Annotated in this window: 30 protein-coding genes; 2 read left to right on the top strand and 28 right to left on the bottom strand. The window is 41.1% G+C overall.

What is annotated here, in order from left to right:
- Positions 1–31 precede the first annotated feature (31 nt).
- The 9 genes from ccmI to ccmA all read right to left on the bottom strand — a co-directional run bounded on the left by ccmI (position 32) and on the right by ccmA (position 7266).
- Complete coding sequence (gene ccmI / locus GLP24_RS02630; protein WP_101767243.1) at positions 32–1321, bottom strand: c-type cytochrome biogenesis protein CcmI; 1290 nt, start codon at positions 1319–1321, stop codon at positions 32–34.
- Positions 1318–1833: a cytochrome c-type biogenesis protein gene (locus tag GLP24_RS02625; RefSeq protein WP_101767244.1), complete on the bottom strand. Its 516-nt coding sequence runs from the start codon at positions 1831–1833 to the stop codon at positions 1318–1320. The genes ccmI and GLP24_RS02625 overlap by 4 nt, the downstream gene beginning before the upstream one ends.
- Positions 1830–2414, bottom strand: a complete 585-nt coding sequence (locus GLP24_RS02620) for a DsbE family thiol:disulfide interchange protein (protein ID WP_101767245.1) — start codon at positions 2412–2414, stop codon at positions 1830–1832. The genes GLP24_RS02625 and GLP24_RS02620 overlap by 4 nt, the downstream gene beginning before the upstream one ends.
- Positions 2407–4398, bottom strand: a complete 1992-nt coding sequence (locus GLP24_RS02615) for a heme lyase CcmF/NrfE family subunit (protein ID WP_152653926.1) — start codon at positions 4396–4398, stop codon at positions 2407–2409. The genes GLP24_RS02620 and GLP24_RS02615 overlap by 8 nt, the downstream gene beginning before the upstream one ends.
- A 3-nt stretch (positions 4399–4401) precedes the next feature.
- Entirely contained in the window at positions 4402–4884 is a 483-nt protein-coding gene (ccmE, locus tag GLP24_RS02610) for a cytochrome c maturation protein CcmE (RefSeq protein ID WP_101767247.1), read from the bottom strand.
- Positions 4881–5087: a heme exporter protein CcmD gene (gene ccmD, locus GLP24_RS02605; RefSeq protein WP_101767248.1), complete on the bottom strand. Its 207-nt coding sequence runs from the start codon at positions 5085–5087 to the stop codon at positions 4881–4883. Before ccmD ends, ccmE begins: the two co-directional genes overlap by 4 nt.
- Positions 5088–5094: 7 nt before the next feature.
- Entirely contained in the window at positions 5095–5826 is a 732-nt protein-coding gene (locus tag GLP24_RS02600) for a heme ABC transporter permease (RefSeq protein WP_101767249.1), read from the bottom strand.
- 118 nt (positions 5827–5944) lie between these two features.
- Positions 5945–6613: a heme exporter protein CcmB gene (ccmB, locus tag GLP24_RS02595; RefSeq protein ID WP_101767250.1), complete on the bottom strand. Its 669-nt coding sequence runs from the start codon at positions 6611–6613 to the stop codon at positions 5945–5947.
- Between the two features lie 5 nt (positions 6614–6618).
- Positions 6619–7266 (bottom strand): cytochrome c biogenesis heme-transporting ATPase CcmA, encoded by a 648-nt coding sequence (gene ccmA / locus GLP24_RS02590; RefSeq protein WP_101767251.1) that lies wholly within the window; start codon positions 7264–7266, stop codon positions 6619–6621.
- A gap of 114 nt (positions 7267–7380) precedes the next feature.
- On the opposite strand from ccmA, the gene GLP24_RS02585 reads away from it, so the two are divergent.
- Positions 7381–8235, top strand: a complete 855-nt coding sequence (locus GLP24_RS02585; RefSeq protein ID WP_232576842.1) for a hypothetical protein — start codon at positions 7381–7383, stop codon at positions 8233–8235.
- A 16-nt stretch (positions 8236–8251) separates the two neighbouring features.
- On the top strand, positions 8252–8563 hold the full coding sequence (locus GLP24_RS02580) for an EscU/YscU/HrcU family type III secretion system export apparatus switch protein (RefSeq protein WP_221942748.1): 312 nt from the start codon (positions 8252–8254) through the stop codon (positions 8561–8563).
- Between the two features lie 22 nt (positions 8564–8585).
- Here GLP24_RS02580 and GLP24_RS02575 read toward each other — a convergent pair whose 3' ends face one another.
- The 19 genes from GLP24_RS02575 to fliM all read right to left on the bottom strand — a co-directional run bounded on the left by GLP24_RS02575 (position 8586) and on the right by fliM (position 26189).
- Positions 8586–9020 (bottom strand): DUF2802 domain-containing protein, encoded by a 435-nt coding sequence (locus GLP24_RS02575; RefSeq protein ID WP_101767254.1) that lies wholly within the window; start codon positions 9018–9020, stop codon positions 8586–8588.
- Complete coding sequence (locus GLP24_RS02570; protein WP_101767255.1) at positions 9020–9514, bottom strand: chemotaxis protein CheW; 495 nt, start codon at positions 9512–9514, stop codon at positions 9020–9022. The genes GLP24_RS02575 and GLP24_RS02570 overlap by 1 nt, the downstream gene beginning before the upstream one ends.
- Positions 9515–9534: 20 nt before the next feature.
- Positions 9535–10254 carry a chemotaxis protein CheW gene (locus tag GLP24_RS02565; protein WP_232615484.1) on the bottom strand — a complete coding sequence of 240 codons (720 nt, stop codon included), beginning with the start codon at positions 10252–10254 and terminating at the stop codon, positions 9535–9537.
- Positions 10247–11023, bottom strand: coding sequence for a ParA family protein (locus GLP24_RS02560; protein WP_101767257.1), 777 nt, complete (start codon positions 11021–11023; stop codon positions 10247–10249). Before GLP24_RS02560 ends, GLP24_RS02565 begins: the two co-directional genes overlap by 8 nt.
- A gap of 10 nt (positions 11024–11033) precedes the next feature.
- Positions 11034–12218 carry a protein-glutamate methylesterase/protein-glutamine glutaminase gene (locus GLP24_RS02555; RefSeq protein WP_101767258.1) on the bottom strand — a complete coding sequence of 395 codons (1185 nt, stop codon included), beginning with the start codon at positions 12216–12218 and terminating at the stop codon, positions 11034–11036.
- A gap of 74 nt (positions 12219–12292) precedes the next feature.
- Complete coding sequence (locus GLP24_RS02550) at positions 12293–14485, bottom strand: chemotaxis protein CheA (protein ID WP_232615483.1); 2193 nt, start codon at positions 14483–14485, stop codon at positions 12293–12295.
- A gap of 8 nt (positions 14486–14493) precedes the next feature.
- The gene (locus GLP24_RS02545) at positions 14494–15216 is read right to left on the bottom strand and encodes a protein phosphatase CheZ (RefSeq protein ID WP_101767260.1); all 723 of its coding nucleotides are present in this window, start codon (positions 15214–15216) and stop codon (positions 14494–14496) included.
- 27 nt (positions 15217–15243) lie between these two features.
- A complete protein-coding gene (locus tag GLP24_RS02540; RefSeq protein ID WP_232578445.1) occupies positions 15244–15618 on the bottom strand; it encodes a chemotaxis response regulator CheY in 375 nt (124 codons plus the stop codon).
- A gap of 81 nt (positions 15619–15699) precedes the next feature.
- The gene (locus GLP24_RS02535) at positions 15700–16422 is read right to left on the bottom strand and encodes an RNA polymerase sigma factor FliA (protein WP_232614179.1); all 723 of its coding nucleotides are present in this window, start codon (positions 16420–16422) and stop codon (positions 15700–15702) included.
- On the bottom strand, positions 16415–17305 hold the full coding sequence (locus tag GLP24_RS02530; RefSeq protein WP_232615482.1) for a MinD/ParA family protein: 891 nt from the start codon (positions 17303–17305) through the stop codon (positions 16415–16417). The genes GLP24_RS02535 and GLP24_RS02530 overlap by 8 nt, the downstream gene beginning before the upstream one ends.
- Entirely contained in the window at positions 17298–18896 is a 1599-nt protein-coding gene (flhF, locus tag GLP24_RS02525; RefSeq protein WP_232615481.1) for a flagellar biosynthesis protein FlhF, read from the bottom strand. The genes GLP24_RS02530 and flhF overlap by 8 nt, the downstream gene beginning before the upstream one ends.
- A 51-nt stretch (positions 18897–18947) precedes the next feature.
- Positions 18948–21044 carry a flagellar biosynthesis protein FlhA gene (flhA, locus tag GLP24_RS02520; protein ID WP_232615480.1) on the bottom strand — a complete coding sequence of 699 codons (2097 nt, stop codon included), beginning with the start codon at positions 21042–21044 and terminating at the stop codon, positions 18948–18950.
- A 165-nt stretch (positions 21045–21209) separates the two neighbouring features.
- Complete coding sequence (gene flhB, locus GLP24_RS02515) at positions 21210–22340, bottom strand: flagellar biosynthesis protein FlhB (protein WP_232600740.1); 1131 nt, start codon at positions 22338–22340, stop codon at positions 21210–21212.
- Between the two features lie 72 nt (positions 22341–22412).
- Complete coding sequence (gene fliR / locus GLP24_RS02510) at positions 22413–23195, bottom strand: flagellar biosynthetic protein FliR (protein ID WP_101767267.1); 783 nt, start codon at positions 23193–23195, stop codon at positions 22413–22415.
- Between the two features lie 52 nt (positions 23196–23247).
- Positions 23248–23517, bottom strand: a complete 270-nt coding sequence (gene fliQ, locus GLP24_RS02505; protein ID WP_101767268.1) for a flagellar biosynthesis protein FliQ — start codon at positions 23515–23517, stop codon at positions 23248–23250.
- 40 nt (positions 23518–23557) lie between these two features.
- On the bottom strand, positions 23558–24388 hold the full coding sequence (gene fliP / locus GLP24_RS02500; protein ID WP_101767269.1) for a flagellar type III secretion system pore protein FliP: 831 nt from the start codon (positions 24386–24388) through the stop codon (positions 23558–23560).
- A complete protein-coding gene (gene fliO / locus GLP24_RS02495) occupies positions 24375–24731 on the bottom strand; it encodes a flagellar biosynthetic protein FliO (protein ID WP_101767270.1) in 357 nt (118 codons plus the stop codon). Before fliO ends, fliP begins: the two co-directional genes overlap by 14 nt.
- A gap of 9 nt (positions 24732–24740) precedes the next feature.
- On the bottom strand, positions 24741–25127 hold the full coding sequence (gene fliN / locus GLP24_RS02490; protein ID WP_101767271.1) for a flagellar motor switch protein FliN: 387 nt from the start codon (positions 25125–25127) through the stop codon (positions 24741–24743).
- A gap of 42 nt (positions 25128–25169) precedes the next feature.
- Positions 25170–26189 (bottom strand): flagellar motor switch protein FliM, encoded by a 1020-nt coding sequence (fliM, locus tag GLP24_RS02485; protein ID WP_101767272.1) that lies wholly within the window; start codon positions 26187–26189, stop codon positions 25170–25172.
- Between the last annotated feature and the right edge of the window lie 5 nt (positions 26190–26194).

Here is a 26194-nt window from a genome sequence, read left to right as displayed (position 1 = left end):
TATTCACTTTAGCAATAAATCAATTAATTAATTAATATTGCTTATTAATGACAAACGCTGTTTCTCCACCTAAGGGAGTTTGGCTGCTTTGGCCGTACCAATCACCCTGTTTAGTCATTACGTTACCATCGCTATCCACACGTGCTTTAATAATCATCTCTGATAATGATGATAGTTGTCGTTGTGGGATCATGCTGTCTTTATCTGTTAACGTCACCGTTAATGGAAATTTAGTTGATAATGGTAATTTCACTGCAGCAATGGGCATTGGTGAACCATCAGCATCATGTACCGAGATAATAATATCTCCCTGCTTTGGCAACACAACATTTTTACCTAGCGCTATAGTAGCAGTAACTTGCTTATCTGTATCGAGATTTTGCGTTTTAGGTTGTGTTGTTGTTTCATCAATTGCCGTTGGATCGGAGACAACTGCTGAGCCATCCGCACTGTTGATACGCATTTTTGCACGTTCAATACTACGGGTTAGCATTGGCGTACGTGAATCATTAGGACCGATAAGGGTTTTCATCATCGTCCAATAATCGACCGCTTGCTGATAATTTTTCTGCTCAAAGGCATCAAAGGCTAATAACGACAATGCTTGAACGTTAGTATGATCGCTCTTGATCACCTGACGTAAAAGTTGACGAGCTAACTCACTTTGACCCGGCTTACCACTTAACATTAATGTTTGCGCATAACCTAAACGAATAGCGAGATCAACAGGATTAAGATCATAAGCACGTTTCATTGCCATTTCAGCCGTTGCACCATCGCGATTAGCAATAGCAATTCGACCTAACAGTAACCATCCCATTGGATCATCACCGTCTTTGTGCAATTTAGTCCGCAATGCCAACGTAAGATCCGACATGTCTTGATCAGACAGTGGTTCATTCGCTGCATTATCACCCATTAGACGTTGTGTTAGCTCTGGTAAGCGATTTACAGCCTGATGCCATGCCTCAACTTTAGCACTGCTACCAACTGCGCCATAAACACCGTAACAAATACCCACAATCAAAATCAAACCCGGTACAAGCATTGCTGGGCTAACATGTATTGATTGTTTCTTTTCAGTAACAGGCAAGTCATCCAGTAATGTTTGTTGTAAGTCAGACACCATATCTTGCTGACTATCGACCAAACCTTCTTGGGATTCTTCTTCAAGCTCATGAATACGATCTTTAAAGAAGGCTTTATTAAGCTCATCTCGGCTTGCCGCATCGTCATGCTCTTTACCGATATACATCGGAATTACAAAGATGGCGATCGCAATTAAAACCAAGACCGCGGTTAAAATCCAAAACAGCGTCATTTATTTACCTTTGTCTGATTATTGGTAGCTTCAGTATCTTGCTGCGCCATTTCAGCCAACAACCCCTGCAAACGTTCCGACTCAACATCATCAAGTGGCTCATCTTTGGCTAGCTCACTTTTTTTGCGTGAACGATAAACCAAGATGGTAAAACCAATCACAATAAAGCCAATGGGACCAGCCCATAAGATTATTGTTGATGCTGTCACTGCAGGATCATACGTTACGAAATTACCGTAACGAGCAATCATATAATCAATGACTTGCTGTTTGGTTTTGCCTTCTTTTAACAGCTCGTAGCTTTTCAGACGCATATCTTCTGCTAAGGTCGCATTAGAATCAGCGATGCTGTTATTTTGACATTTAGGACAACGTAAAGTCTCTGTTAACTCTTGAAACTGCTTCTCTTGTGCTGGATTTTTAAAATCATACACATCAATTGCAGCCAATGCGGGTGCAACCATCGAAAAAGTCAGTCCAAGTGCAAACATTAAAGCAAAGAAGCGTTTCATTGTGCTTTTGCCTCCGTTTGCATAGCCTTATTTTTTGCTTCCGCTTGTAATTTCTTATAAAGCGGCTCAAGAGTCTTGTTCCAGTTTTCTGGATTCACATCACCTACATGGCGGTAACGAATAATACCATTCGCATCAACCAAGAAGGTTTCAGGTGCGCCATAAACGCCAAGATCCATGCCTAACATGCCATTGCCATCAAACAAAGAGATCATGTAAGGATTACCTAACTCTTTAAGCCATCTAATCGCTTTAGGTCGCTGATCTTTGTAGTTTAAACCAATGATCTTCACCCCTTGCTTCGCCAACACGTTTAAGTATTGATGCTCAGCTTGACATGTAGGACACCACGTCGCCCATACATTTAATAGCAGTGGTTGGCCTTTAAAAATCGTTTGCTGATATTCTTTACCTGGCTCAAACAAATCTTCCAGCTTAAAGGCAGGAACAGGTTTCCCCACTAACACCGATTCAAGCTTTGTCGGATCATCACCCGCGGCATTGCGGCTTAGCTGGACCATAAACATCACAACTAACCCTAAAAACAATACTAAAGGAATAAATAATAGCTTCTTATTCATTAGTTAGCTTTGCCTCCGATTTTTTGTCATTAGCAGCAATGTTAGCAGGCTTACGGAATCGGTAACGCTTATCGCTGATTGCAAAAGCACCACCTAGCGCCATTAAGAACGCACCCATCCACATCCAATTAACAAATGGCTTGTAGTACATACGCACAGCCCACGCACCGTCATTACCTAAACGCTCGCCCATAGCGACATAAAGATCACGCGTAAAGCCGCTATCAATTGCTGCTTCTGTCATCATTGAGCCAGCAACGGTGTAATAACGTTTTTCAGCATGTAGCGTTGTAATATCAATACCGTTACGGCTAATTTCAAAGTCAGCCACATAACCGTCATAGTTAGGACCATCAGCGTCACGTAAACCGGCAAAATGGAAATCATAGCCTTTCACATTAACAGATTGACCTGGTGACATCCGTAAATCACGTTCGATACCGTAATTTGATACTAATGTCATACCAATAATAGCAACCGCTAAACCAAGATGGCCTAACATCATTGCCCAATGACTACGTCCTAGCTTACCTAATCCATCAAGGAAAGAGTGACGGTGAGTCGCACGACGGTAGATTTCAACAAGGTGGAGAACAATAATCCACACTGCCATCATCACACCGACAACCGCTAATGGTTCCACAACGCTTGCTGTTAAATAAATAACTAAGAATGAGAATGGAACAGTAAATAAACCACACCACAACATTGGTTTCGCGATTGAAGCAAAGTTATCACGCTTCCAGCGAACCAGAGGACCGATACCCATTAAGAATGAGAATGGCACCATTAACCATGTAAATAGAGTATTAAAGAACGGTTCGCCAATAGAAACAGAACCTAAGCCTAATTGCTTATGAACTAACGGCAGTAATGTACCAATCAATACCACTAATAACGCAGCAACTAATAATAAATTATTGGCTAATAAGAAGTTTTCACGTGAGAACAGCGCATAGTTGCCACGAGAACGGATTTGACCACCACGTAAGGCGTAAAGCAGTAATGAACCGCCAATAACCACCACTAAGAAGCCAAGAATAAACATACCGCGTGAGGGATCAGATGCAAACGCGTGCACAGAAACCAACACACCAGAACGAACTAAGAACGTGCCTAATAGACTTAATGAGAAAGCAGAAATCGCCAGTAATACTGTCCACGCTTTAAATGTACCGCGTTTTTCAGTTACTGATAATGAGTGCATTAGTGCCGTACCTGCAAGCCATGGCATTAATGATGCGTTTTCGACTGGATCCCAGAACCACCAGCCGCCCCAGCCAAGTTCGTAATAAGCCCACCACGAGCCTAGTGCGATACCTAATGTCAAGAATGACCATGCAGCAATTGTCCAAGGACGCGACCAACGAGCCCAAGCCGTATCTAAACGGCCAGTCATTAGCGATGCAATAGCAAACGAGAATGCAACCGAGAAACCAACATAACCCATGTACAACATTGGTGGGTGAACAATTAAACCGGGATCTTGAAGCAATGGGTTTAAGTCACGACCTTGTACTGGGAAGTTTGGCAATGTGCGCAAAAATGGATTCGATGTTACGATGATAAACAGTAAGAAACCCACTGCCACCATACCCATAACGGAAAGTACACGCGCCACTGCATCTAGAGGCATACCACGGCTAAATCGAGCAACAGCTGCTGCCCAACCCGCTTGGATAAGTACCCATAGCATCAATGAACCTTCATGCCCGCCCCATACTGCGGTTAAACGGTAATACCATGGCAGTAAACTGGTTGAGTTACTGGCAACATACGCTACCGTAAAATCATTGCTATAGAACGACCAGCTCAAAATACCAAACGACAATGCAAGCATGCCGAATATTCCGTAGGACAGTGGTCGTGCCATACGCATCATTGCTTGGTTACCAACCGTGGCACCATACAATGGGTAAATGCTGGCCAGCACCGATAGCGCAAGTGCGGCTATAAGAGCGAATTGGCCTAATTCAGGGATCATTGATCACTTACCTTGTAGTTGTTCTTCAGTGTATTTAAGTTGTTTATGGTTTATCTTCATTGCATCTGCCACTTCAGGTGGCATATAGTTTTCATCATGCTTTGCAAGCACTTCACTTGCTTTAACTGTGGTTGGGTTAATCAATACACCCTGTGCCACAATACCTTGGCCTTCACGAAATAGATCCGGCAGAATACCATCATAAATAACGGTAACTGAAGGACCAATATCAGCAACTTTAAATGTAATGCGTAATGATTTAGGATCGCGTTTAACTGACCCTTTTACAACCATGCCACCAATACGTAATCGCTGCCCAATTTCAGGTCTAGCACCACCATCAGACTTACCGTTAATTAATTCTGAAGGTGTATAGAATAAATTCATATTTTGGTTAAGCGCGTATAACACGAGTCCAACCGTAGCACCGAGTCCAAGCACTAACGCCAGTACAATGACTAAACGTTTTTGACGTCTTGGGGTCATAGTGTGTTCTCCAATGTTTTTGCTTCTTGAATGCGTTGTTCACGCGCCATTTTATTTTTAATTTCGCGTAACAAACGGCGTTTCGTTGTTAAGCTTGAAAATAAAACCCATAACATCGATAGAAAAGAAATAGCGTAGGCACTCCAAACGTAGCCTGCATAACCGCCCATCGCAAAAAAATCATTTATAGAATCAAAATACATAACGATCTCACTTCACCAACTTCTGCACCCAAGGGCGGTGGCTCTCACGTGATAGAATTTCATTGCGTAACCGTATCAACGTGACAGCAGCAAAGAAACAACCAAAACCAAGTAACATCACCAACAATGGCCATAACATATCATTTGACATTGAAGGTTTGCCAAATTTAGAAATCGTTGCACCTTGATGAAGGGTATTCCACCATTCAACAGAATAGTGAATAATTGGAATGTTAATCACGCCGACAATTGACAATATACCCGCCGCTTTGGCTGCTGTTTTGTGATCATCAAACGCGTTATACAATGCAATAACACCAAGATATAAAAACAATAGAATCAATTCAGACGTTAAGCGAGCATCCCAAACCCACCAAGCACCCCACATAGGTTTACCCCAAATAGCCCCTGTAATTAGAGCAATAAAGGTAAATACGGCACCAATAGGAGCCATTGCAGCGGCAGCCATATCCGACATTCGAATCTGCCACACAAGGCCAACAAAAGAAGAAATAGCCATGGTGACATAAATACTCATCGACCAAATGGCTGCGGGTACGTGAATATAAATAATCCTAAAGCTATCGCCTTGTTGATAGTCAGCAGGAACAAATAAGAGTCCCCATACCGATCCCACTAAAATAGAAATCAAAGCGATAATAGAAAACCAAGGCAACAACTTACCGCATAATCGATAGGTGTTTTCTGCTTTAGCGTAGGGATGTAGCCACTTCCACATAATGCTCTCAACTTATAATAAATAATAAATACGTCACTGAGAGCAACATTATCACTCTCGCTTTCTTCACCACCTCACACTTGAATATCGTGTAAGTGCTAAAGAAAAAATTCATTGGTTAATTAACACTGATCCTGAGTGAGGCTGCCACAGCAAATGGCGCTAAGGTCAACGACCCAGCTAACATCGCCCCCATGATGGCTAATTGACCATCATAAGCCATGCCCAAACTTGCCGCCTCAATCGCAGAGGTTGCGAATATAAGCACAGGTATATACAAAGGCAGTATGAGCAAGCTCAATAAAACGCCACCTTTTCGTAATCCAACCGTTAATGCCATTCCAATTGCGCCTAAAAAGCTCAATGTTGGCGTACCAATCAGTAACGTTAATAACACTGCGATCCAAGTATGTAAATTGAGTGACAATAAAATCGCTAATAACGGACTAATTAAAATCAACGGTAATCCGGTAAGTAACCAGTGAGCAATCATTTTACCAAAGGCCGTAACCGACAGTGGTATTGGCATTAACAACATTTGTTCTAATGAACCATCAAGATAGTCATCTCGAAATAAACGCTCCATAGAGAGCAATGCCGCTAATAATGCTGCTACCCAAATAATACCAGGGGCAATACGGGCTAATAAATTAGGCTCAGGCCCTATGCCTAAAGGAAACAACGTGATAACAATAATAAAAAACCATAACGGATTAAAAATATCCGCTTGTCGACGATAAGCTATCAATAACTCACGACGAATAATTTGGATAAGGGTGTTAAGCATTATTATTATCCTAGCTTAATTTTTCTTAAACGATCACTGTCAACAAACATGTCTTGGTGGGTGGTTAATAATACCATTCCACCACGTTCTGCATGAGCTAAAAAAAGCGCTTCAAGCACCTTTATACCTTGCTTATCGATTGCAGTTAACGGTTCATCAAGCACCCACAATTTATGATTACTTAACCATAATCTCGCCAAAGCAACACGACGTTGTTGACCTGCGGATAACTGCCCAGCACTAATATCTTCACGCCCAGCTAAACCAACATGTGCTAAAGCTTGCCACAGAGCACCCTCACCATTTACTGCAGGTGTTCCTTTGAGATCTGAGCCTTGCTCACTCGTATGCATTGATTGAAAAAAAGCCAAGTTCTCAAAGGCCGTAAGCTCACGCTTTACGCCTGTTTGATGCCCTAAAAACAATAGTGCTTGATGATAATCTTCACGGGCAGTCGTAATATTTTCATTACACCACTGCACTTCACCACTGTCTGAATGACCTAGGCCAGCAATAATCCTTAATAAGGTTGTTTTGCCCGCCCCATTTGGACCTTCAATTTGAACTAATTCACCACTTGAAATCGTGAAATTTAATTCATCAAATAATACGCGTTCATCACGAACACAGCTCAAATTTGCTACTGACAACATAAAATAATGTATCCTAGGTGTCACAAAATAGCCGCATAATACCACAATGGCTAACAAATTGACTAAACTGCTCTGCTTCTTAATCGTTAACTAACGTAAGTAAATGTGAAACAAATGCAAACAAAAATATCACCAAATCAATCTATATTTATAGAAAAACCATCAAAAATTGAAATGGTTAACATAGCATCTAAGACTTCACATATAGAATTACCAACAATAATTACCAGCAGCAACTCAAAACTTATATCTCAACTGCCACAATTATTATTATTTATGAATAGCTTGCAACAATTAGTTACAAATTTATTGATTCCGTTAAACTTAGGTACAGTTAAGTCAACCCATGTGGCACCACAACCACTACAACAGTTATTTAACCAATTATTACTACCCAATAATCAACCCGCATTAATCAATTGGCTACAACACAATATTGGCAATAAAACCTTAGCGACGTTATTACTGCAACTATCGCAATCGTCAAGTCCTCTAAGTCAGTGGTTAAATCAGCTTAGCCCTGAACAACAGCAAGAATTCACTGCATTATTACGCCTTGCGGGTGAACAACGAGGACCAGAAAATCAACGTTCACCAGATAATAACAATATCCATCTACAATGGGTGCAAGCCAACGGCCAAACTATTTCACTACAAGTGAACAATCACCAACCAAAGAAAACAAATACTGTTAAGAATAACAATAACAAATGGACCGTCAAATTGAGTTTACCTATTGGTACAATAGATAAGATGAATGTTATTGCTTGTTGGCATCAACAACAGTTAAGCACTCGCTTTGAATGTGCCAATCAAACGTTATTACATCATATTGAACGGGTTACACCTTATTTAATTTCACGATTACAACAATTAGGTATAAATAGCACCCCGCCACACTATAAACTGATCATTCAGCAACCACAAAATATGCCACCAGCGTTATCGGGTTTATTAATAAAAGTATAATTATTAGAAGATAAATATGACAATCAAGTCAACATCCGACCCGCAACAAGCGATTGCGTTACGCTATGATGGTAAGCAAAGCCCCTATATAGCGGCTAAAGGCTACGATCAATTAGCACAGCACATTATTGAACAAGTAAAACAACAAGGTGGGCTAATTCATCAAGATCCAGTATTAGCGCAATACCTCAATAGTTTTGATCTCAATGATCATATTCCACAGGAGTTATATCTCATCATTGCAGAGTTAATTGCATTTTCATGGTACCTAAACGGAAAAACCCCTCCAGGGTGGGAAGGGTTTGAAAATATTGATCTTACAGCATAGTGTGATGGTTAAATCTAACGAGTTAACGCCGATAATGTTGGGACATACTTTTTTGTAAGCTCAGCATTAATTCCGCTTCCGCTTTTGGCAAGTCGCATTCAGTCATTAGCTCGTTAACATCCGCCCCAAGTTCGACCATCTTGCTGGCGCGACTGTATAACCGCCCACCAGAGTCATTCATGGCAATCTCATTTTGACGTTCTTCAACCTGTTCAAGCTGCTCAATCAAATCAACTAACTTATCACTCATACCAATGCTGCCAGTACGTAATTCATTAAATTGCTTAGTTAAACTTTCATACTGTAAACGTGAATTTTTTAATACTGTTTCAATAGCTGAAAATTTTATTTCTAATGCTTTTCGGGCTCGACGCTCACGGCTAATTAATACCGTTGCAGTTATCGCAATTAACACCGAAATAGCAACAGGTAGCCATTGTTGAAGTATTATATCCATTACAAATATGCGACCTCATCCCACTCGTCTTCAGACAACAGTTTATTTAAGTCAACTAATATCAATAATTGATCGTCATGGTTACTGACACCTTGAATAAACTTGGCACTTTCTTCTGTTCCGACACAAGGGGTACTATCAATTTCAGAATTACGCAAATAAACCACTTCAGCGACACTATCAACTAAAATACCGATCACTTGCGTTTCTGCTTCAATGATGACAATACGTGTGCTATCTGAAATCTCACCATGCTGTAAACCAAAACGAGCACGAGTATCAATAACGGTAACAACATTGCCACGTAAATTAATAATACCAATCACGTAATCAGGCGCACCTGGCACCGGTGCTATCTCTGAATAGCGTAAAACTTCCCGTACCTGCATAACATTAATGCCATAGGTTTCATTTTCTAATTGAAAAGTAACCCATTGCAATACCTGATCATTAACGCCGTCTTTTTGTTTTTCCGTTATATTTACTTGGGACATACTATTTCCTTTTTGACGCCTCAACTCGCGCCACTATTAACATCTAAGCCTTTATTCAACATTTGAATTAATGCATCAACATGGATCAGAGCACACATCTTTTGTTTTACCATTCCCGCTAACCACGGCCGCTTACCGGCTTGTTCTCGCCACCGAATATCTGTTGTCATTAACGTTTGAGTACCATGTAACTTATCGCAAGCTAGGCCCCACTGACTATTCCCTAGCATTACCATATAACGATAATTATCACGATAATGGTCATTAGTTAACTTATCAGCCATTACCCAATGCGCCGTATCAACCACATCAACATTGTATTGTGGTAACGGAGCTAATCCTAAATACCATGCTGGGCGACCCACTATATGGTTCAATTCACCAAGCTGATAAATCGCACCTAACTCGGTTAATGCCACCGCAAACATCATCCCATTCACTTCAAAAAACAAAGATTGAAATGGTTGTTGTTGCCCATGATGTTGCCATGCGACAAACTCTGGTTCTGGTTCTGGTTCTGGTTCTGGTTCTGGTTCTGCATCAATCACAGCCACAACCAGAGGTTCAACATCAAGTTGTGGTGGTATTTGCGCTAATAATTGTTGTAATTGTTGTGACGCTGATGGCTCACAAAATACCGTCGGTTTGATCTCTGCTATCGGTTGTGGATCAGTCTCTAACAGTAAATCACCGAAATAATCATCTAATGCTTGTTCACTTGTTAACGGTTTATTATTCATTGTGCACTAATCTTGTTAAGTGATTCAGTAACGTTTTATAAGCAAAAACCCCTCGACAATTAGGAGCATACAATGAGGGCGGCATATGTTTAATACTGGCATCACGAAACTTAGTATCAATGGGAATAGCAGACATCCACACTTGATCAGAATAACGGGTTTTTAAGTCTTGTAACGTTTGCAATGATGCACGAGTACGCTTGTCATACATAGTTGGTACAATAGTGACATCAAATTCAGTCGGTTTTGAACGTTGCATAATCTGTAAAGTACGCAACATCCGTTCTAAACCTTTCATGGCTAAGAACTCTGTTTGTACCGGAATTAAAATACGATCACTGGCCGCCAATGCATTGACCATCATCACCCCAAGAATGGGCGGGCAATCAATTAATACATAGTCATAATCAATGGCGACACTGTGTAAGGCTTTCTTTAAGACTAACCCCATTCCACTACGATTACCCATCGATCGATCTAAGGTCGCCAATGACATATGGGCAGGAATAATATCAATATTGTTAAATGTGGTACTTAAGATCAATGATCTTACGCCATCTCGATTAATCTCAGGCAATTGAAACAAATCAAATAAACTGGCAGGCACATAATCAGCATCAAAATTCAAATAGGTTGTTAATGAACCATGGGGATCAGTATCAACTACCAATACCCGTTGATTTTGCTCACTTAATAATCCTGCTAATGCTATGGTAGTGGTCGTTTTCCCTACTCCACCCTTTTGGTTTGCAATACTCCAAACAACCACCGGCAACTCCTCATGACAAACCTAATTCAATTAAAATACATTCAGCAATACGGTCGAGGGGAAGATCATGACTAGAAATGCCAGCTTTAGCAACTGCTTGTGGCATACCATATACAACACAGCTCTCTTCATCTTGAGCCCAAACGGTCGAACCATTGGCTTTTAGCATGCGAGCACCTTCACGCCCATCAGCACCCATGCCCGTCAGCACTATTGATAACACCCGATCATTAAACACTTTTGCAGCTGATCCAAACGTCACATCAACACAAGGTTTATAATTCATTCGATCGCCACCATCAATAATTCGTAGTCGTGCTCCGACGTTACGTCCATCGACCATCATCTGCTGTCCGCCTTGCGCTAAATAAGCAACGCCAGCACGTAGTATATCGCCATCTTGGGCTTCTTTTACTTCTATACGGCACAAGTTATTCAATCGAGCAGCAAAAGCGGCAGTAAATGTCACGGGCATATGCTGTATTAACACAATCGGATGAGGAAAATTAGCAGGTAATTGGGTCAATATTTTTTGCAAAGCAACTGGGCCACCCGTAGAAGTACCAATGGCGAGTAGCTGATATTTTTTTCCTGATGCGCGAAAATGAAATGGCATTGATGGGGTCATTGCCGAGCCTGCCATTGCAGACCCCGTTAGCGCACGTCCAGCGGTCGAAGTAACCGTGGTGTTCGGTGTTGCCATCACTTTAGCCGTTATGGCTGGAGTATGACGAACAAAGGGCGTTGATGCAGATTTAATTGACGAAGCTAGACTGCTATTTCTACGCAAATAAAAGCGCTTACCCGCTAACTCCGCTACGCGTTTTTGTAATAAATCGACGGCATCATCACGATTACGGGCAATATCTTCAAATTTTTTCGGCAAGAAATCTAATGCGCCAGCATCCAATGCATCTAAGGTTGATTTAGCGCCAGCTTGCGTTAAAGAAGAAAACATCAAAATAGGTGTTGGGGCAATTCTCATTATTTCACGAACAGCGGTAATCCCATCCATCACCGGCATTTCAATATCCATGGTAATAACATCAGGCTGTAAATGTTTAACCATTTCACATGCTTCTTTACCGTTAGTGGCATTACCAATAACCGTTAATCGTGGATCAGCATTAATGATTTCACTAACGCGACGACGAAAAAAACTTGAATCATCAACGACTAACACCTTTATTGCCATTTTCTTTTATTCCTTTACTTACACAACACTGTAAACATGAACACCATGGATAACATGACCATTATTTTTAATAATTAGCGTCTTACATAATGATTTAATAGATTTGGCACATCTAAAATAAGTGCAATATGACCATCACTGGTAATCGTTGCCCCAGCCATACCCGGCGTTCCTTTTAGCAATTTATCTAATGGTTTAATCACCACTTCTTCTTGGCCAATCAAACTATCAACAACAAATCCGATCCGTTGAGGCCCCGTTTGTACAATCACTACATGACCATAACTATTATGTTGTTTATTAGTCTTTGATTTTTTTGATAACCAATCTTGTAAATAAAATAACGGTATCGCTTTTTCACGCACAATAATCGTCAATTGACCATCAACTGTGTGCGTTTTAGTTAAATCCAAATGAAAAATTTCATTCACATTTGCCAATGGTAAGGCAAAGGGTTGTTGTGCGACCCCAACCATCAATGTTGGTAAGATTGCTAATGTTAATGGTACTTTAATATCAATCCGTGTCCCTTTCCCTAAGGTAGAATCAATCACGATTGAGCCATTAAGTTGGTTAATGCTGGTTTTCACCACATCCATGCCAACACCACGTCCTGAAATATCAGAAATCTCTTTTTTAGTTGAAAATCCTGGTGCAAAAATCAGGTTATAAGCATCATTATCACTCAAACGAGAAGCCGCATCGTGATCCATCATGCCACGATCAATCGCAATCTGACGCAATTTATTAGCATCCATACCCGCACCATCATCAGCAATGGTTAAACGAATATGATCCCCTTCTTGTGACGCGGATAACAATACTTTACCAGTCGATGATTTACCTGCTTGTTCTCGTACAGCTGGCATTTCAATACCATGATCAACTGAATTTCGAACCAAGTGAACTAACGGATCAGCCAAAGCTTCGACTAAGTTTTTATCAAGATCGGTATCTTCACCCACCATCTCAAGCACAATTTCTTTATTGAGGCTACGGGCTAAATCACGTACAACACGCGGAAAACGACCAAAAACTTTCTTAATCGGCTGCATACGGGTTTTCATGACCGCCCCTTGAAGATCAGCAGTAACAACATCCAGTGTTGATACCGCTTTTGACATTTCTTCATCGGTAGTATTTAAGCCTAAACTCACAAGTCGATTGCGCACTAAGACTAACTCACCCACCATATTCATAATGATATCAAGGGTTGAGGTATCGACACGTACCGTAGTATCAGCCTGTGGCTTAGGTTTATCTTTACTAGGTGGCAATGGCGAACGATTAGCAGGCTCACTTATTACCGTTGGCGGCGTAACTAACGCCGAATTTTTAACAGCAGCTACTTCGATAATTGGCGTACTGTGTACAACTTTATCCGTAGATGTAGATAGATCATGGTCAACCTGGGGTGCGCAACCAATACCATGTAATTCATCTAATAGATTTTCAAACTCGTCATCCGTCATTACATTTTCACTAACACCCATGCTATTTTCATTCGCAGTTATTGGCGTTACAGTGATCTCAGCCGACGTTGCTGTTGAAGCTATTGTTGCAGCGGTTACCACAGAATCGGCAGCGCCAGGGGCATTACCACTACCATGTAACTCATCTAATAAACGTTCAAACTCATCATCGGTAATATCATTACTTTCAACACTTGCAACAGTATTAGCGATAACAGCAGTTGGTGATGATGATGGTGAATGACCCACACCATGTAATTCATCTAATAAGCGTTCAAATTCATCTTGGGTAATATCATCAACAGAATTAGCCGCAATCGCACTTGCCGATAAAGAAACCGCGGGGGGTTTACTGCTTACTACCGGAGTTTCAACTACAGCGTCAAGCGTCACGTCAACAGTCACTGGCGGTAAACTATAATGATGTAATTGCCCCAATAATGCGTTATCTGCTTTGATCAATGGCTGGTGTTCTTGTACTTGAGCAAACATCACATTAATACAATCTAGCGCTTCTAAAATCACATCCATTAATTCGGAGGTCACTTTACGCTTACCTGTACGTAAGAGATCAAATACATTTTCAGCGCCATGACAAGCTTCAACCAACTCCGTCAATGATAAAAAACCAGCCCCACCTTTTACGGTATGAAAACCACGAAAGATGGCGTTTAATAATTCACTATTATCAGGACTACGTTCAAGCTCAACCAATTGCTCAGACAGTAATTCAAGGATCTCTCCGGCTTCAATCAGAAAGTCTTGTAGGATATCTTCATCTAAATTAAAACTCATAAAGTTCTCTAAAATCCAAGAGTTGAAAGTAAATCATCAACATCGTCTTGTGATGAAACCGTATCTTCACGCTGCTGAGGATTTATAATAGGTCCTTCAGCTATAACGCCTAACGGTAATCGCTGTTCTGCCGTCGAAATAGAGGCTTGCTCAAGACCAAATGCTTGTAAAACATCTAGCATTCGCTCTTCAACTTCATGCACTAACGTGATCACTCGTCGAATCACCTGTCCGGTAAGATCTTGAAAATCTTGAGCCATTAAGATATCGGTTAAATGCTCACGTAACAGTGAACTATCTTGATCAACTTGGAGCAATAACGCATTAATATCATGACAAAGCTGTTTAAAATCGGTCAACGCAATTTGGCCAATCATTAATCGCTGCCATTGCGGATGAAGACTCTGCAATGTTTGTTGTAATTGTTCAGCAATAGGCAAGGTTATTTCAACCGCGTCCATAGTGCGGTTAGCAGCAGCTTCAGTTTTATCAATAACATAAGATAAACTATCTCGTGCATCTGGAATATCCGTTTCCGCTAAATCCCGCCAACGTAGATCTTGTCGAAAACTGGCTAAACAATCATGCAATTGGCGAGTCATTTTCCCCACTTCCTCATACATAGGCGCATGATGACGTTCAACTAAAGTCTGCACTAACGTGTTAGCTTGTTGTTGTTGTCTTTGCTCAAGCAACACCACTAACTGCTGTGCTTGCTCTAATGAAATCATGGTTATCTTTCCCTATGCCAAACATAATTACTGCTGTAATCGTTCAAAAATCTTCGCCAATTTTTCTTTTAATGTCACTGCATTAAAAGGCTTAACGATATAGCCATTGACGCCAGCTTGAGCGGCTTCAATAATTTGATCGCGTTTAGCTTCAGCGGTAATCATTAATACAGGCAAATGTTTCAATTGCTCATCAGATCGGATTTGACGTAACAAATCAATACCTTGCATACCTGGCATGTTCCAATCAGTCACCACAAAATCAAAATCACCACGCTTTAGTAATGGTAATGCGGTTAAACCATCATCCGCTTCTACGGTATTATTAAACCCCAAATCCCGCAGTAAATTTTTCACAATTCGACGCATTGTTGAAAAATCATCAACAATAAGAATTTTCATATTAGTATTCAAAATCACCTCCACAGCGAAACCTGTGTTGTTCTTAGTTATAAAATAATTGTTTTGTTACTATTATCGAAATTATGCAGCCCAAACCTTTAACTTAGCCCGCAAACGTTGCATTGCTTGACTATGAATCTGACAAATACGCGATTCACTCACACCAATAACAGCACCAATTTCCTTTAAATTCATTTCTTCGTCGTAATACAGTGATAACACCAACGCTTCTCGCTCGGGTAATGTTTTAATCGCTGCCGCTAAACTGTGACGAAAACTATCATCAACAACATCTTGAAATGGCGTATTTTGATTGATGTCATCTGCATGCATCATCGTTTCTTCACCACCAGCAAGATCAGCGATCCCAACAATGCGACCACAATTAACATCATTTAATGCCTGATGATATTGATCTAACGGCATTTCAAGAAACTGTGATATTTCAATATCTGTTGGATCTCGTCCAAGGCTATGTTCAAGTTTTGAAATAGCATCACTAATTCGACGATTATTTTTATATACAGACCGCGGAACCCAATCGCCACGTCGAATATCGTCTAACATCGCGCCACGAATACGGATCCCAGCAAAGGTTTCAAAACTCGCACCTTTAGTCGGATCATAATTTTGGTGCGCTTCTAACAAACCGATCATGCCTGATTGAATCAAATCTTCGACCAAGACACTGGGTGGCAACCGTGCCATTAAATGATGAGCTATCCGTTTAACCAATGTCGAATAACGTTCAATAAACGCCTGTGGACTTGGTTGATAACGGCTATACGTTAACGTTTTATTCACGAATAAAAGCCTCCATGGCTCGTGGTTTATGCACTAACAATCGTTCAACAAAAAACTCCAAATGCCCACCAGGATGATGAGGTAGTGGCCATGTCATCGCTTTTGATGCGAGTGAATTTAATGCTAATGCCGCAGGGCTATGTGGAAATGCCTCAACCACGAGTTTTTGACGCTTAACCGCTTGGCGAACATTATCATCAAGTGGTATACATGCCGCTAGCTCAAGGTTGGCATCAAGAAAACGTTCGGTTACTCGGGTTAACTTAATGAATAAATCACGCCCTTCACGATAACTACGAACCATATTGGCAACAATCTTAAATCGTTGAATATCATACTCACGACTCAGAATTTTCATTAATGCATATGCATCTGTGATCGAGGTCGGTTCATCACAAACCACAATAACAACGTCTTGAGCAGCACGCGCAAAACTCAGCACCATGTCAGAAATACCGGCTGCGGTATCAACAATAAAAAAATCAAGTTCATGCTGTAAATTACTAAAAGCTCGAATCAAACCCACATGTTGAGCTGGGGTTAATTCCGCCATATTTTGCGTACCAGAAGCTGAAGGGATAATTTTTACGCCATAAGGACCTTCGATAATAATATCTTCAAGTTCACATATCCCAGCCAGTACGTGCGACAAATTTCGTCCCGCACGTAAACCAAGCATCACATCAACATTCGCCAGTCCAAGATCAGCATCAAGTACCATCACTCGCTTACCCTGACGAGCCATTGAAATAGCCATATTAAGAGTGATATTGGTTTTTCCCACGCCTCCTTTACCGCCAGTAACCGTAATGACTTTCGTCGATGTTAATTGGGTCATTCGACGCAAACCACTCGCTTGATCGTACATAATGTTCTCAGTCATAAAAATCGGCCTCATTATTATCGGGGCTATCACTAGACCAGACATGAGATTGCTGTGACAGTTCTAACTCTAACAACTCATTGGCGCGCGAAACGAGATAATTCCCGGTCGCTACTTTTAAGTCTTCAGGAACCCGTTGGCCATCAGCTAAATAAGCAATGGGTAACGCATTTTGAATAGCAACCCCAATGATTTCCCCTAAGCTTAACGATTCATCAAGCTTGGTTAATACACAACCTGATAATGGAATACGGCGAAAATGCTCAAGCGTTTCTTGAAGTACTCGCCGTTGTGATGTCGCTGGCATAACTAAATAACTGCGGATCTTAGCGCCGCTATTTTGCATTAATGTATCTAATTGTTCAGATAGACGAATATCCCGTTGACCCATGCCTGCGGTATCAAGCAGCACTAATCGACGATGACGTAACTGATGAAGTATATCGGCCAGTTCCTGTGCATCTTTAGCAACTCTTACTGGACATCCCATAATTCGACCATAAGTGGCCAGTTGTTCATGGGCACCAATACGATAATTATCGGTGGTAACTAACGCAATTTGATGTGGTCCAAATTCCATAGCAGCACGTGCAGCCAGTTTTGCTATCGTGGTGGTTTTTCCCACTCCGGTCGGTCCAAGTAGCGCCACAACACCACCCACTTCTAAAATACAGTCATCAGTGGTGATCAATTGATCGGCTAATAAATCTAGCAAGGCTGGCCATGCTTCATTAATCGGCAAATCTTCAGATATATAGCACGCAAATTGATCGGCCAATTGATCAGATAAACCCATCGTCTTAAGCCGTTTAATCATCATTGCTCGCATCGGTTCTTGGCGTTCAACTTCTTGCCACATTAGTCCCGATAATTGATGCTCTAATAAACGTCGAATAGAGATAATTTCGGCACGCATACCCTCTAATTCATCGTCTTTTCTCGTCCCTTTGGCTTCATAGCGACTCGGGTCTAAACGGGGCTTACGACCAACTGACGCTTCTCGTTCATAGTGTTTTGATGATGGGCGGGTATAGTCACCAATATTGAGATCTTGAGGGTGATCATCATAACGGCGTGCAGATTTCGACGGTGACGATAAGCTTTGACGCTCAGCGGTCAGTTGCTGACGCTGTTGGTCATGATTATCATTATGATAATCATGCTGACGCGCTTGCCCTCGATCACCATCATTCGTATGGTTAGGTTGTGATTGCTGTTGATTTTGATGCTTAGATTGGCGTTGCAACAATGCCGTTAATGAATCAACTGATGCCATCTCATCGGGTACATTTGTTGTCGCTGCATAATTTTGTAATACACTGGCAAACTGCTTCGATACTAAAGGGCTAACATTAACTTTATCATCGGCAAGTTTGCGTCGAGCTTGACCTAAACCTTGTTCTAATTCATCACGTGCTACATGGTTATTTTTAATATTTGATGGATGAGGTTCAGGATCGACCGCGGCAACAATCTCAACTCCACCAGACACTTTTTTATTTGACATAATCACCGCATCGGGGCCGAGCTCTTCTTTGACTTCGCTAAGTGCAGATCTCATATCCTTGGCAAAAAATCGTTTAATTTTCAAACTTAATTCCCTATCAGCAAGTGCTTAAATTAGTGTTCACTTTCAACATTATTAATGACCTACAGCATTAACAATTCGAATTTGCTTTTCATCGGGCACTTCTTGATAAGAAAGTACTCTCAAAGTCGGAATGGTATTTTTGACAAATTTTGCCAAGGTAGAACGTAATACACCGGAAGTTAATAACACCGCAGGTTCACCTTTTAATTCTTGTTGCTGAGTCGCTTCTGTCAGTGAATTCTGTAAACGTTCGGCTAGCCCAGGTTCAATACCTGACGACTCGCCCCCCGCAGACTGCATCGTTTGATGCAATATCTGTTCCAACTCAGGAACTAAAGTAATGACGGGTAATTCTACTTCTATTCCATTGATTTCTTGACAAATTAAACGTTTTAATCCGATACGAGCTGCTGCGGTTAAAATGTCAGGATCTTGACTCTTGGTTGAGTACTCAGACAAAGTTTGAACAATGGTTCGAATATCTCGTAATGGAATAGCTTCGTTAAGTAAGTTCTGCATCACTTTCACCACCGCCCCAAGAGGCAATTGTTCTGGTACAAAACCATCAACCAATTTAGGGGTTGATTGACCTAGCATTTCAAGTAGATTTTGAACTTCTTCATGACCCAACAATTGTGCCGCATGATTGGTAAGTAATTGACTTAAATGGGTAGCTAGCACAGTGGCAGAATCCACCACGGTGTAACCTAAAGCTTGTGCATGTTCACGTTGTGAGACTTGAATCCATACCGCTTCCAAACCAAACGCGGGATCAAGCGTGCGTTCACCATCAATATTGCCAAATACTTGACCAGGATTAATGGCTAAATCCATATTGGGGTGAATATTAGCTTCACCACAGGTGACACCCATAAGGCTGATACGGTAGCTATTAGGCGGGAGTTCTAAATTATCGCGAATATGTACCGGTGGAATGAGGAAACCAAAATCTTGAGACAGTTTTTTACGTACCCCTTTAACGCGCTCTAACAACTCACCGCCTTGGTCTTTATCAACCATCGAAATCAACCGATAACCGACTTCAAGTCCAATCGTATCGACAGGCTGAACATCATCCCATGACAACTCTTTCATCGGTTGAATCATCGCCATATCATGCGTGGGTGGTTCTTTTTCAACTAACGCTGCGATCTGATCTTTTTTGTAGCGCCAATACGCCGCGCCACCAATAATAGCGGCCAAAAATAGAAACGGCACATGGGGCATGCCAGGAACAATCCCCATGACAAATAAAATAACCCCAGTAATAATCAATGCTTGAGGATTATTAAACATTTGGAAATACATCTGCTGGCCCATGTCTTCGTCAGTATTTTGACGAGTTACCAGCATTGCCGCACCAATCGACAACAATAATGATGGGATCTGTGCGACCAAGCCATCGCCAATAGTAAGCAGGCTATATATTTCTATCGCTTCCATAAAGGCCAAGCCATGCTGGCTCATACCAATGATTAATCCACCTATAATATTAATAAATAAAATCAAAATACCCGCTATTGCATCCCCTTTAACAAACTTAGATGCACCGTCCATCGAGCCATAAAAATCCGCTTCTTTTGTCACCTCAAAACGACGTGTACGTGCTTGATCTTGATCAATCAAACCTGCATTTAAATCAGCATCAATTGCCATTTGTTTACCGGGTAAAGCATCAAGAGTAAAGCGAGCACTAACTTCTGAAATACGCCCCGCACCTTTAGTAACAACCATAAAGTTAATGATCATTAGAATAAGAAATACCACCAAACCGACGGCATAATTACCACCAATCACCACCGAACCAAAAGCATCAATAACCTGTCCTGCAGCATCAGATCCTTCATGACCATGTAATAACACCACACGAGTAGAAGCTACGTTGAGAGCTAAACGTAATAAGGTTGCGATAAGTAATACGGTCGGGAAAGCGGCAAAATCGAGGGGGCGACGGGTGTAAACAGTCACTAACAACACCACTAATGACAACGCAATATTAAAGGTAAATGTCATATCCAATAATAATGGCGGCATTGGCAGAATAATCATCGCCAAGGTGGCTAACACCATCACCGGAGCGCCCATTGCAGGCATATTCTGTAAACGCGCTAACGGTAAGCGTGCAGCAAAAGGAATTGAAAGCTTCATTCTATTTTTATTACATCACGATTATTGGCATGAACGTGAAAGTTACAGATTGACGTTAATCTATAACTCATCACAAAGACATTAGCTTAAGCAATTATCATGCCGCATAATTCTGCCATTATTTTGACAGTAAATTTAGACTGTTAGTGTTCAGCTCTATTTTTATTAATGACGTAATTCTTCGGGGATATCCGTGGCAGCAGCTGACAATATTGGCTTTTGTCCTTTACCACGTCGATAGGCTTTTAATTGAAAAACGTAAGCAAGCACTTGCGCTACTGCAACAAACAACCCATCAGGCACTTGCTGATCTAATTCGGTAGTGTAATAAATCGCACGTGCTAATGGTGCAGCTGGCACAATATCAATATTGTGTTTATTGGCAATTTCACGAATTTTGAGTGCTAAATGATCACCACCTTTTGCGATCACTATTGGTGCAGCATCTGATTTAGGATCATAACGCAATGCCACTGAAAAGTGTTCAGGGTTAGTGATCACAACATCTGCCTGAGGGACATCTGCCATCATCCGTCGTTGTGCCATTTCACGCTGTAGCATTCGAATACGACCTTTTACTTCAGGTTTACCTTCTGAGTCTTTATATTCATCTTTAATTTCTTGCTTGGTCATTTTTAATTGATCACTAAAATGCCAAATTTGATAAGGTACATCAATCGCCACTACCACCAGCAACGAACAACAAATTAATAAAATAAAATTCAGCAGAATATCCAAGGCATGGAAGTAATTAGACGGAAATATTTCTATACTGAGCTGAAAAAAATCATCTAAACTCGAATAAATTAAATAACCTGCCACACTGGCTACTAAGCCAACTTTAAGCACTGATTTAATTAATTCAACCCAACTTTGACTACCAAACATGCGTTTAAGGCCGCTCATTGGATTCATTTTTGATAATTTAGGCATCGCGGCTTCAGAAGAAAAACGTACTCCACCTAAACCAACTGCCCCGATCAAAGCGGCAGTAAATAAAAACACCAAAATAATCACTAATGGTAAAAACACCTGCCATACTGCATTAGAAATCACTGTTAACAATAAATGCACATCAAAGACTTCTTCACGGCTTAGAGTAAACATTCTACTCATAACCTTGCCTAATGCCGTCCCTAAACCTTCACCGAACCACATTAAACCCACAGCACCGGAAACCAATACTGCTACGGAGGCTAATTCTCTTGAGCGCGGTACTTGACCTTTTTCTCGCGCCTGCTCACGTTTTCGCGCGGTGGCGTCTTCGGTACGTTCTTGACCGTCAGCATCCGACATGATAGTTCGTCCATGGTAAATTTCAGAAGAAATAAACAGCGAAATAAACCGCTATAAAACAGAGGATTCTCTTTAACAATCAAGCCTAACTAAACGACACACTTGATCTAATCCTGTTTGCCAGATCGCTTCATATTGCGGCACGATCCCCAGCACAATAAACCAACTTATTGCTAATCCAAGTAACAACGCAAATGAAAAACCTAACGAGAAAATATTTAACTGTGGCGCAGCACGGGTCATCACGCCAAATGAAAGGTTAACGGTCAATAATGCAATAACGCCAGCCAGTGCCATATCAACCCCAGCTTTAAATATATGTCCAAACCAACCCGCTAATTGATAATAGTCTGCTGCAACCAACATACTGTTTCCGATGGGAAAAGTAGTAAAACTCATCACCACCACATTGAGCATGGCTAAATGACCATCGGTAGCCAAAAACAATAATATTGCCAGAAACATATAAAATTGCCCCAGTACTGGCGTATTTTGACCATTAGCAGGATCGACCATAGAGGCAAAGCCTAAACTCGACTGCATACCGAGAATTTGTCCTAATAACACAAAAGTTTGTGTAATAAACTGCGTTACCAACCCCATCGCTACCCCAATCATGATTTGTTGGGTAGTAATAATAAACCCAGCCAAAGAGAACAATTCAATATCGGTCGGTACCTTAGGTAACATTGGCATTACGGTAAAAGTAATCGCTAATGCAAGGTATAGACGAATTTTAGGTGACACAAAGCGCGCTCCAAAAAAGGTCATTGCCATCATCATTGAAGAGATACGAGTAAACGGCCAAAAATAATTGGCAATCCACTCTAATAACACGCTGGAGGTATAGTGCATAAACGGTTGTTACTCACGAAACAAACACGGTGACGTGCTGCTATCAATACAATTAGTACAATAGTTGTGGAATTTGATCGATGATACGAAAAAAATAATCCATCAACATCCGTGTCATCATATGACCAAAAAACATCAACGCTAATAACGTCACAATTAAGCGAGGTAAAAAACTCAAGGTCTGTTCGTTAATCGAGGTTGCCGCTTGGAATACTGCCACCACTAAACCGATTAATAAGCCGGGAATAACAATCACGCACACCATAATCAAGACCATGAACAATGCTTCTTGAAAAATACCGACAAAGGCTTCTGGAGTCATCTTCTGTTTATCCTTACCATTTCAGCTATCTTTATAAGACTCAAAAACTGGCCGCTAACGTAGAAAGAATCAAATTCCAGCCATCGACTAAAACAAACAACATTAACTTAAACGGTAACGATACAATCATAGGTGACAACATCATCATACCCATTGCCATTAATACCGATGCCACCACTAAATCAATAATTAAAAAGGGTAAAAACAACATAAAACCAATCTGAAATGCAGTCTTAAGTTCCGAGGTAATAAATGCTGGCACTAACACCGTAATAGGAACAGTTTGTGGATCTGTGGCGGTTGAACCTGAAATATTGACAAACGTTTCCAGATCTTTAACCCGCGTTTGTTTTAACATAAATTGTCGCATCGGGGCTTCAGCTTTAGTTAATGCTTGCTGGGCGCTGATCTGCTCATTAATATAAGGCTGGACTGCATCAGTATTAATTTTATCGATAACCGGTGACATCACAAAGAAAGTCAAAAACATCGCGATGCCAATAATGACCTGATTTGACGGTGTTTGTTGTAATCCCATCGCTTGACGCAAAATCGACATCACCACCACAATACGAGTAAATGACGTCATTAAAATCACCACCGCAGGCAAAAACCCCAATGCAGTCATTAACGCTAATATTTGCAATGTAATTGAGTAGTCTTCACTACCATCAGGATTCATGGTGACCGATAATGCGGGAATACCACCATGGCCTGTTCCCGTAATTAAATGGGCGGTACTACTTTCCGCTGCCATTGCAGCTTGAGTAACACTTTCTGTCGCCCAAACGGGTGTTGTTATGATCCAACTGCTGGTCAACAACAGTAATAATGCTATTTTTAAATACATTGAAGGGCTATTTTTTATCATTAGTGGTCATCAATCGGCTCAGCTGAGAAGCAAAATCCTTGGCTGGCACATCATCCATGATTAAAGGTTGTTCAAGCTTACTCAGCAACGAAATATTATGCTGGGTAATACCGACTAATAGTTGTTCATCACCCACCTGAATCAATGCAATTCGTTCCCGTTGTCCGAGAGTTAACTGCTTCACAATAGTGAGTCGATTATCATTACTATGCACACCCACTAAGCGCATTTTTTTTAGCACCCATGCCAAAAATAGTATAATGACAATGACCAATACCAGTGACGCTAAAGTAGTGGCTAAATTAAGATCGGGCGCTTGCCCTAATGCAACTGACTGATCCATTATTCACTCTTAACGTAATTTTTTAATGCGTTCGGTTTGGCTAATCACGTCGGTTAAACGAATACCAAATTTATCATTAACCACCACCACTTCACCGTGAGCAATTAAAGTACCATTAACCATCACATCCAATGACTCACCGGCAATACGATCAAGCTCTACCACTGAACCTTGATTAAGTTGTAGTAAGTTACGAATGCTAATTTGAGTACGACCCACCTCCATTGAAATAGTAACCGGAATATCCATGATGGTATCCAGTTTACGGCGTTCATCATCAGAGATAGGTGAAGTATCATCGGTTAACTCTTCCAGTGGTGCTGGTTGAACGTTATCTTGTTGCTCAGCAAGGGCGGTAGCCCAGTCATCAGCCATTTGTTGATCAGTTTGAGACATTATTATTCCTCCTAATGATTAGGTTTATGGGTATTCTTATCGCTATTCATCTCTAATAAGGTCGCGATCTAAAAAAGCCAAGTCGGTTTTTACTATTTCTGGACGTTTCAATTTATCGGTAATTTTAAGTGCAACATTATCGCCACTACGCCCCATTTTGGCGCGATAAGTCGGTAAATCTTCAACGAAAATAGTTGCAGTTTCAGGCATGGTAATTGGAATGACATCGCCCGTTTGCAACTCCATTAAATCGCGTAGTGAAATATCAATATCTAATAATTTTGCCCGTAGATTTACTGGCACATCCATGATCTCATCACGCAAAGCATGACTCCAACGAACATCAGTATCCATCTTGTCGCTTTGCACACCCGCATCGAGTAATTCACGAATTGGCTCAACCATTGAATACGGCATCACCACATGAAAATCGCCACCGCCGCCATCGATCTCAATGTGAAATGAACTCACTACAATGACTTCTGTTGGGCTAACAATATTAGCCATGGTCGGATTAACTTCAGAATCGATATATTCAAACTCAACCGACATCACTGGCGACCATGCTTCACGGTAATCTTCAAATACCAGTTTCAACAGCATCTGGACAATACGGCGCTCAGTCGGAGTAAATTCACGGCCTTCAATTTTGGCGTGAAAACGGCCATCACCACCAAAAAAGTTCTCGACCAAAATAAACACTAATCGTGCTTCCATGGTAATCAATGCCGTCCCTTTTAGCGGCCTAAAGCGCACCATATTTAAACTTGTCGGCACATAAAGCGTGTTTTGATACTCACCAAATTTGATCATTTGCACGCCATTGATCGATACTTCAGCCGTCTTACGTAGCATATTAAATAAACTGATCCGCATATGACGGGCAAAACGTTCATTGATCAATTCAAGGGTCGGCATTCGTCCACGAACAATCCGATCTTGCGAAGAGAAATCAAAAGCTGTTATACCTGAACCTTGATCGTCATCATTCGCATCATCTTCAGGTTCATCCACACCATGTAACAATGCATCAATTTCATCTTGGGTTAATAAATCACTCACAGGGC

The sequence above is a fragment of the Photobacterium carnosum genome (assembly GCF_021236965.1).
GTDB lineage: Bacteria > Pseudomonadota > Gammaproteobacteria > Enterobacterales > Vibrionaceae > Photobacterium > Photobacterium carnosum.
Note: the sequence above shows the minus strand (reverse complement) of the source record. Positions and strands in the feature narration are given on the sequence as shown.

Coding starts and splice junctions, on each gene's coding strand:
- ccmB (WP_101767250.1), bottom strand. CDS start 6,613: ATGCTTAACACCCTTATCCAAATTATTCGTCGTGAGTTATTGATAGCT.
- fliR (WP_101767267.1), bottom strand. CDS start 23,195: ATGCACTATACCTCCAGCGTGTTATTAGAGTGGATTGCCAATTATTTT.
- fliO (WP_101767270.1), bottom strand. CDS start 24,731: ATGGATCAGTCAGTTGCATTAGGGCAAGCGCCCGATCTTAATTTAGCC.
- ccmI (WP_101767243.1), bottom strand. CDS start 1,321: ATGACGCTGTTTTGGATTTTAACCGCGGTCTTGGTTTTAATTGCGATC.
- GLP24_RS02550 (WP_232615483.1), bottom strand. CDS start 14,485: ATGAGTTTTAATTTAGATGAAGATATCCTACAAGACTTTCTGATTGAA.
- GLP24_RS02565 (WP_232615484.1), bottom strand. CDS start 10,254: ATGAATAATAAACCGTTAACAAGTGAACAAGCATTAGATGATTATTTC.
- GLP24_RS02615 (WP_152653926.1), bottom strand. CDS start 4,398: ATGATCCCTGAATTAGGCCAATTCGCTCTTATAGCCGCACTTGCGCTA.
- GLP24_RS02545 (WP_101767260.1), bottom strand. CDS start 15,216: ATGATTTCATTAGAGCAAGCACAGCAGTTAGTGGTGTTGCTTGAGCAA.
- ccmE (WP_101767247.1), bottom strand. CDS start 4,884: ATGACCCCAAGACGTCAAAAACGTTTAGTCATTGTACTGGCGTTAGTG.
- ccmA (WP_101767251.1), bottom strand. CDS start 7,266: ATGTTGTCAGTAGCAAATTTGAGCTGTGTTCGTGATGAACGCGTATTA.
- GLP24_RS02585 (WP_232576842.1), top strand. CDS start 7,381: ATGCAAACAAAAATATCACCAAATCAATCTATATTTATAGAAAAACCA.
- flhB (WP_232600740.1), bottom strand. CDS start 22,340: ATGTCGGATGCTGACGGTCAAGAACGTACCGAAGACGCCACCGCGCGA.
- GLP24_RS02540 (WP_232578445.1), bottom strand. CDS start 15,618: ATGAAAATTCTTATTGTTGATGATTTTTCAACAATGCGTCGAATTGTG.
- fliN (WP_101767271.1), bottom strand. CDS start 25,127: ATGTCTCAAACTGATCAACAAATGGCTGATGACTGGGCTACCGCCCTT.
- GLP24_RS02625 (WP_101767244.1), bottom strand. CDS start 1,833: ATGAAACGCTTCTTTGCTTTAATGTTTGCACTTGGACTGACTTTTTCG.
- GLP24_RS02580 (WP_221942748.1), top strand. CDS start 8,252: ATGACAATCAAGTCAACATCCGACCCGCAACAAGCGATTGCGTTACGC.
- GLP24_RS02570 (WP_101767255.1), bottom strand. CDS start 9,514: ATGTCCCAAGTAAATATAACGGAAAAACAAAAAGACGGCGTTAATGAT.
- GLP24_RS02620 (WP_101767245.1), bottom strand. CDS start 2,414: ATGAATAAGAAGCTATTATTTATTCCTTTAGTATTGTTTTTAGGGTTA.
- GLP24_RS02555 (WP_101767258.1), bottom strand. CDS start 12,218: ATGGCAATAAAGGTGTTAGTCGTTGATGATTCAAGTTTTTTTCGTCGT.
- fliP (WP_101767269.1), bottom strand. CDS start 24,388: ATGATAAAAAATAGCCCTTCAATGTATTTAAAAATAGCATTATTACTG.
- GLP24_RS02600 (WP_101767249.1), bottom strand. CDS start 5,826: ATGTGGAAGTGGCTACATCCCTACGCTAAAGCAGAAAACACCTATCGA.
- GLP24_RS02575 (WP_101767254.1), bottom strand. CDS start 9,020: ATGGATATAATACTTCAACAATGGCTACCTGTTGCTATTTCGGTGTTA.
- flhA (WP_232615480.1), bottom strand. CDS start 21,044: ATGAAGCTTTCAATTCCTTTTGCTGCACGCTTACCGTTAGCGCGTTTA.
- fliQ (WP_101767268.1), bottom strand. CDS start 23,517: ATGACTCCAGAAGCCTTTGTCGGTATTTTTCAAGAAGCATTGTTCATG.
- ccmD (WP_101767248.1), bottom strand. CDS start 5,087: ATGTATTTTGATTCTATAAATGATTTTTTTGCGATGGGCGGTTATGCA.
- GLP24_RS02530 (WP_232615482.1), bottom strand. CDS start 17,305: ATGACTGAGAACATTATGTACGATCAAGCGAGTGGTTTGCGTCGAATG.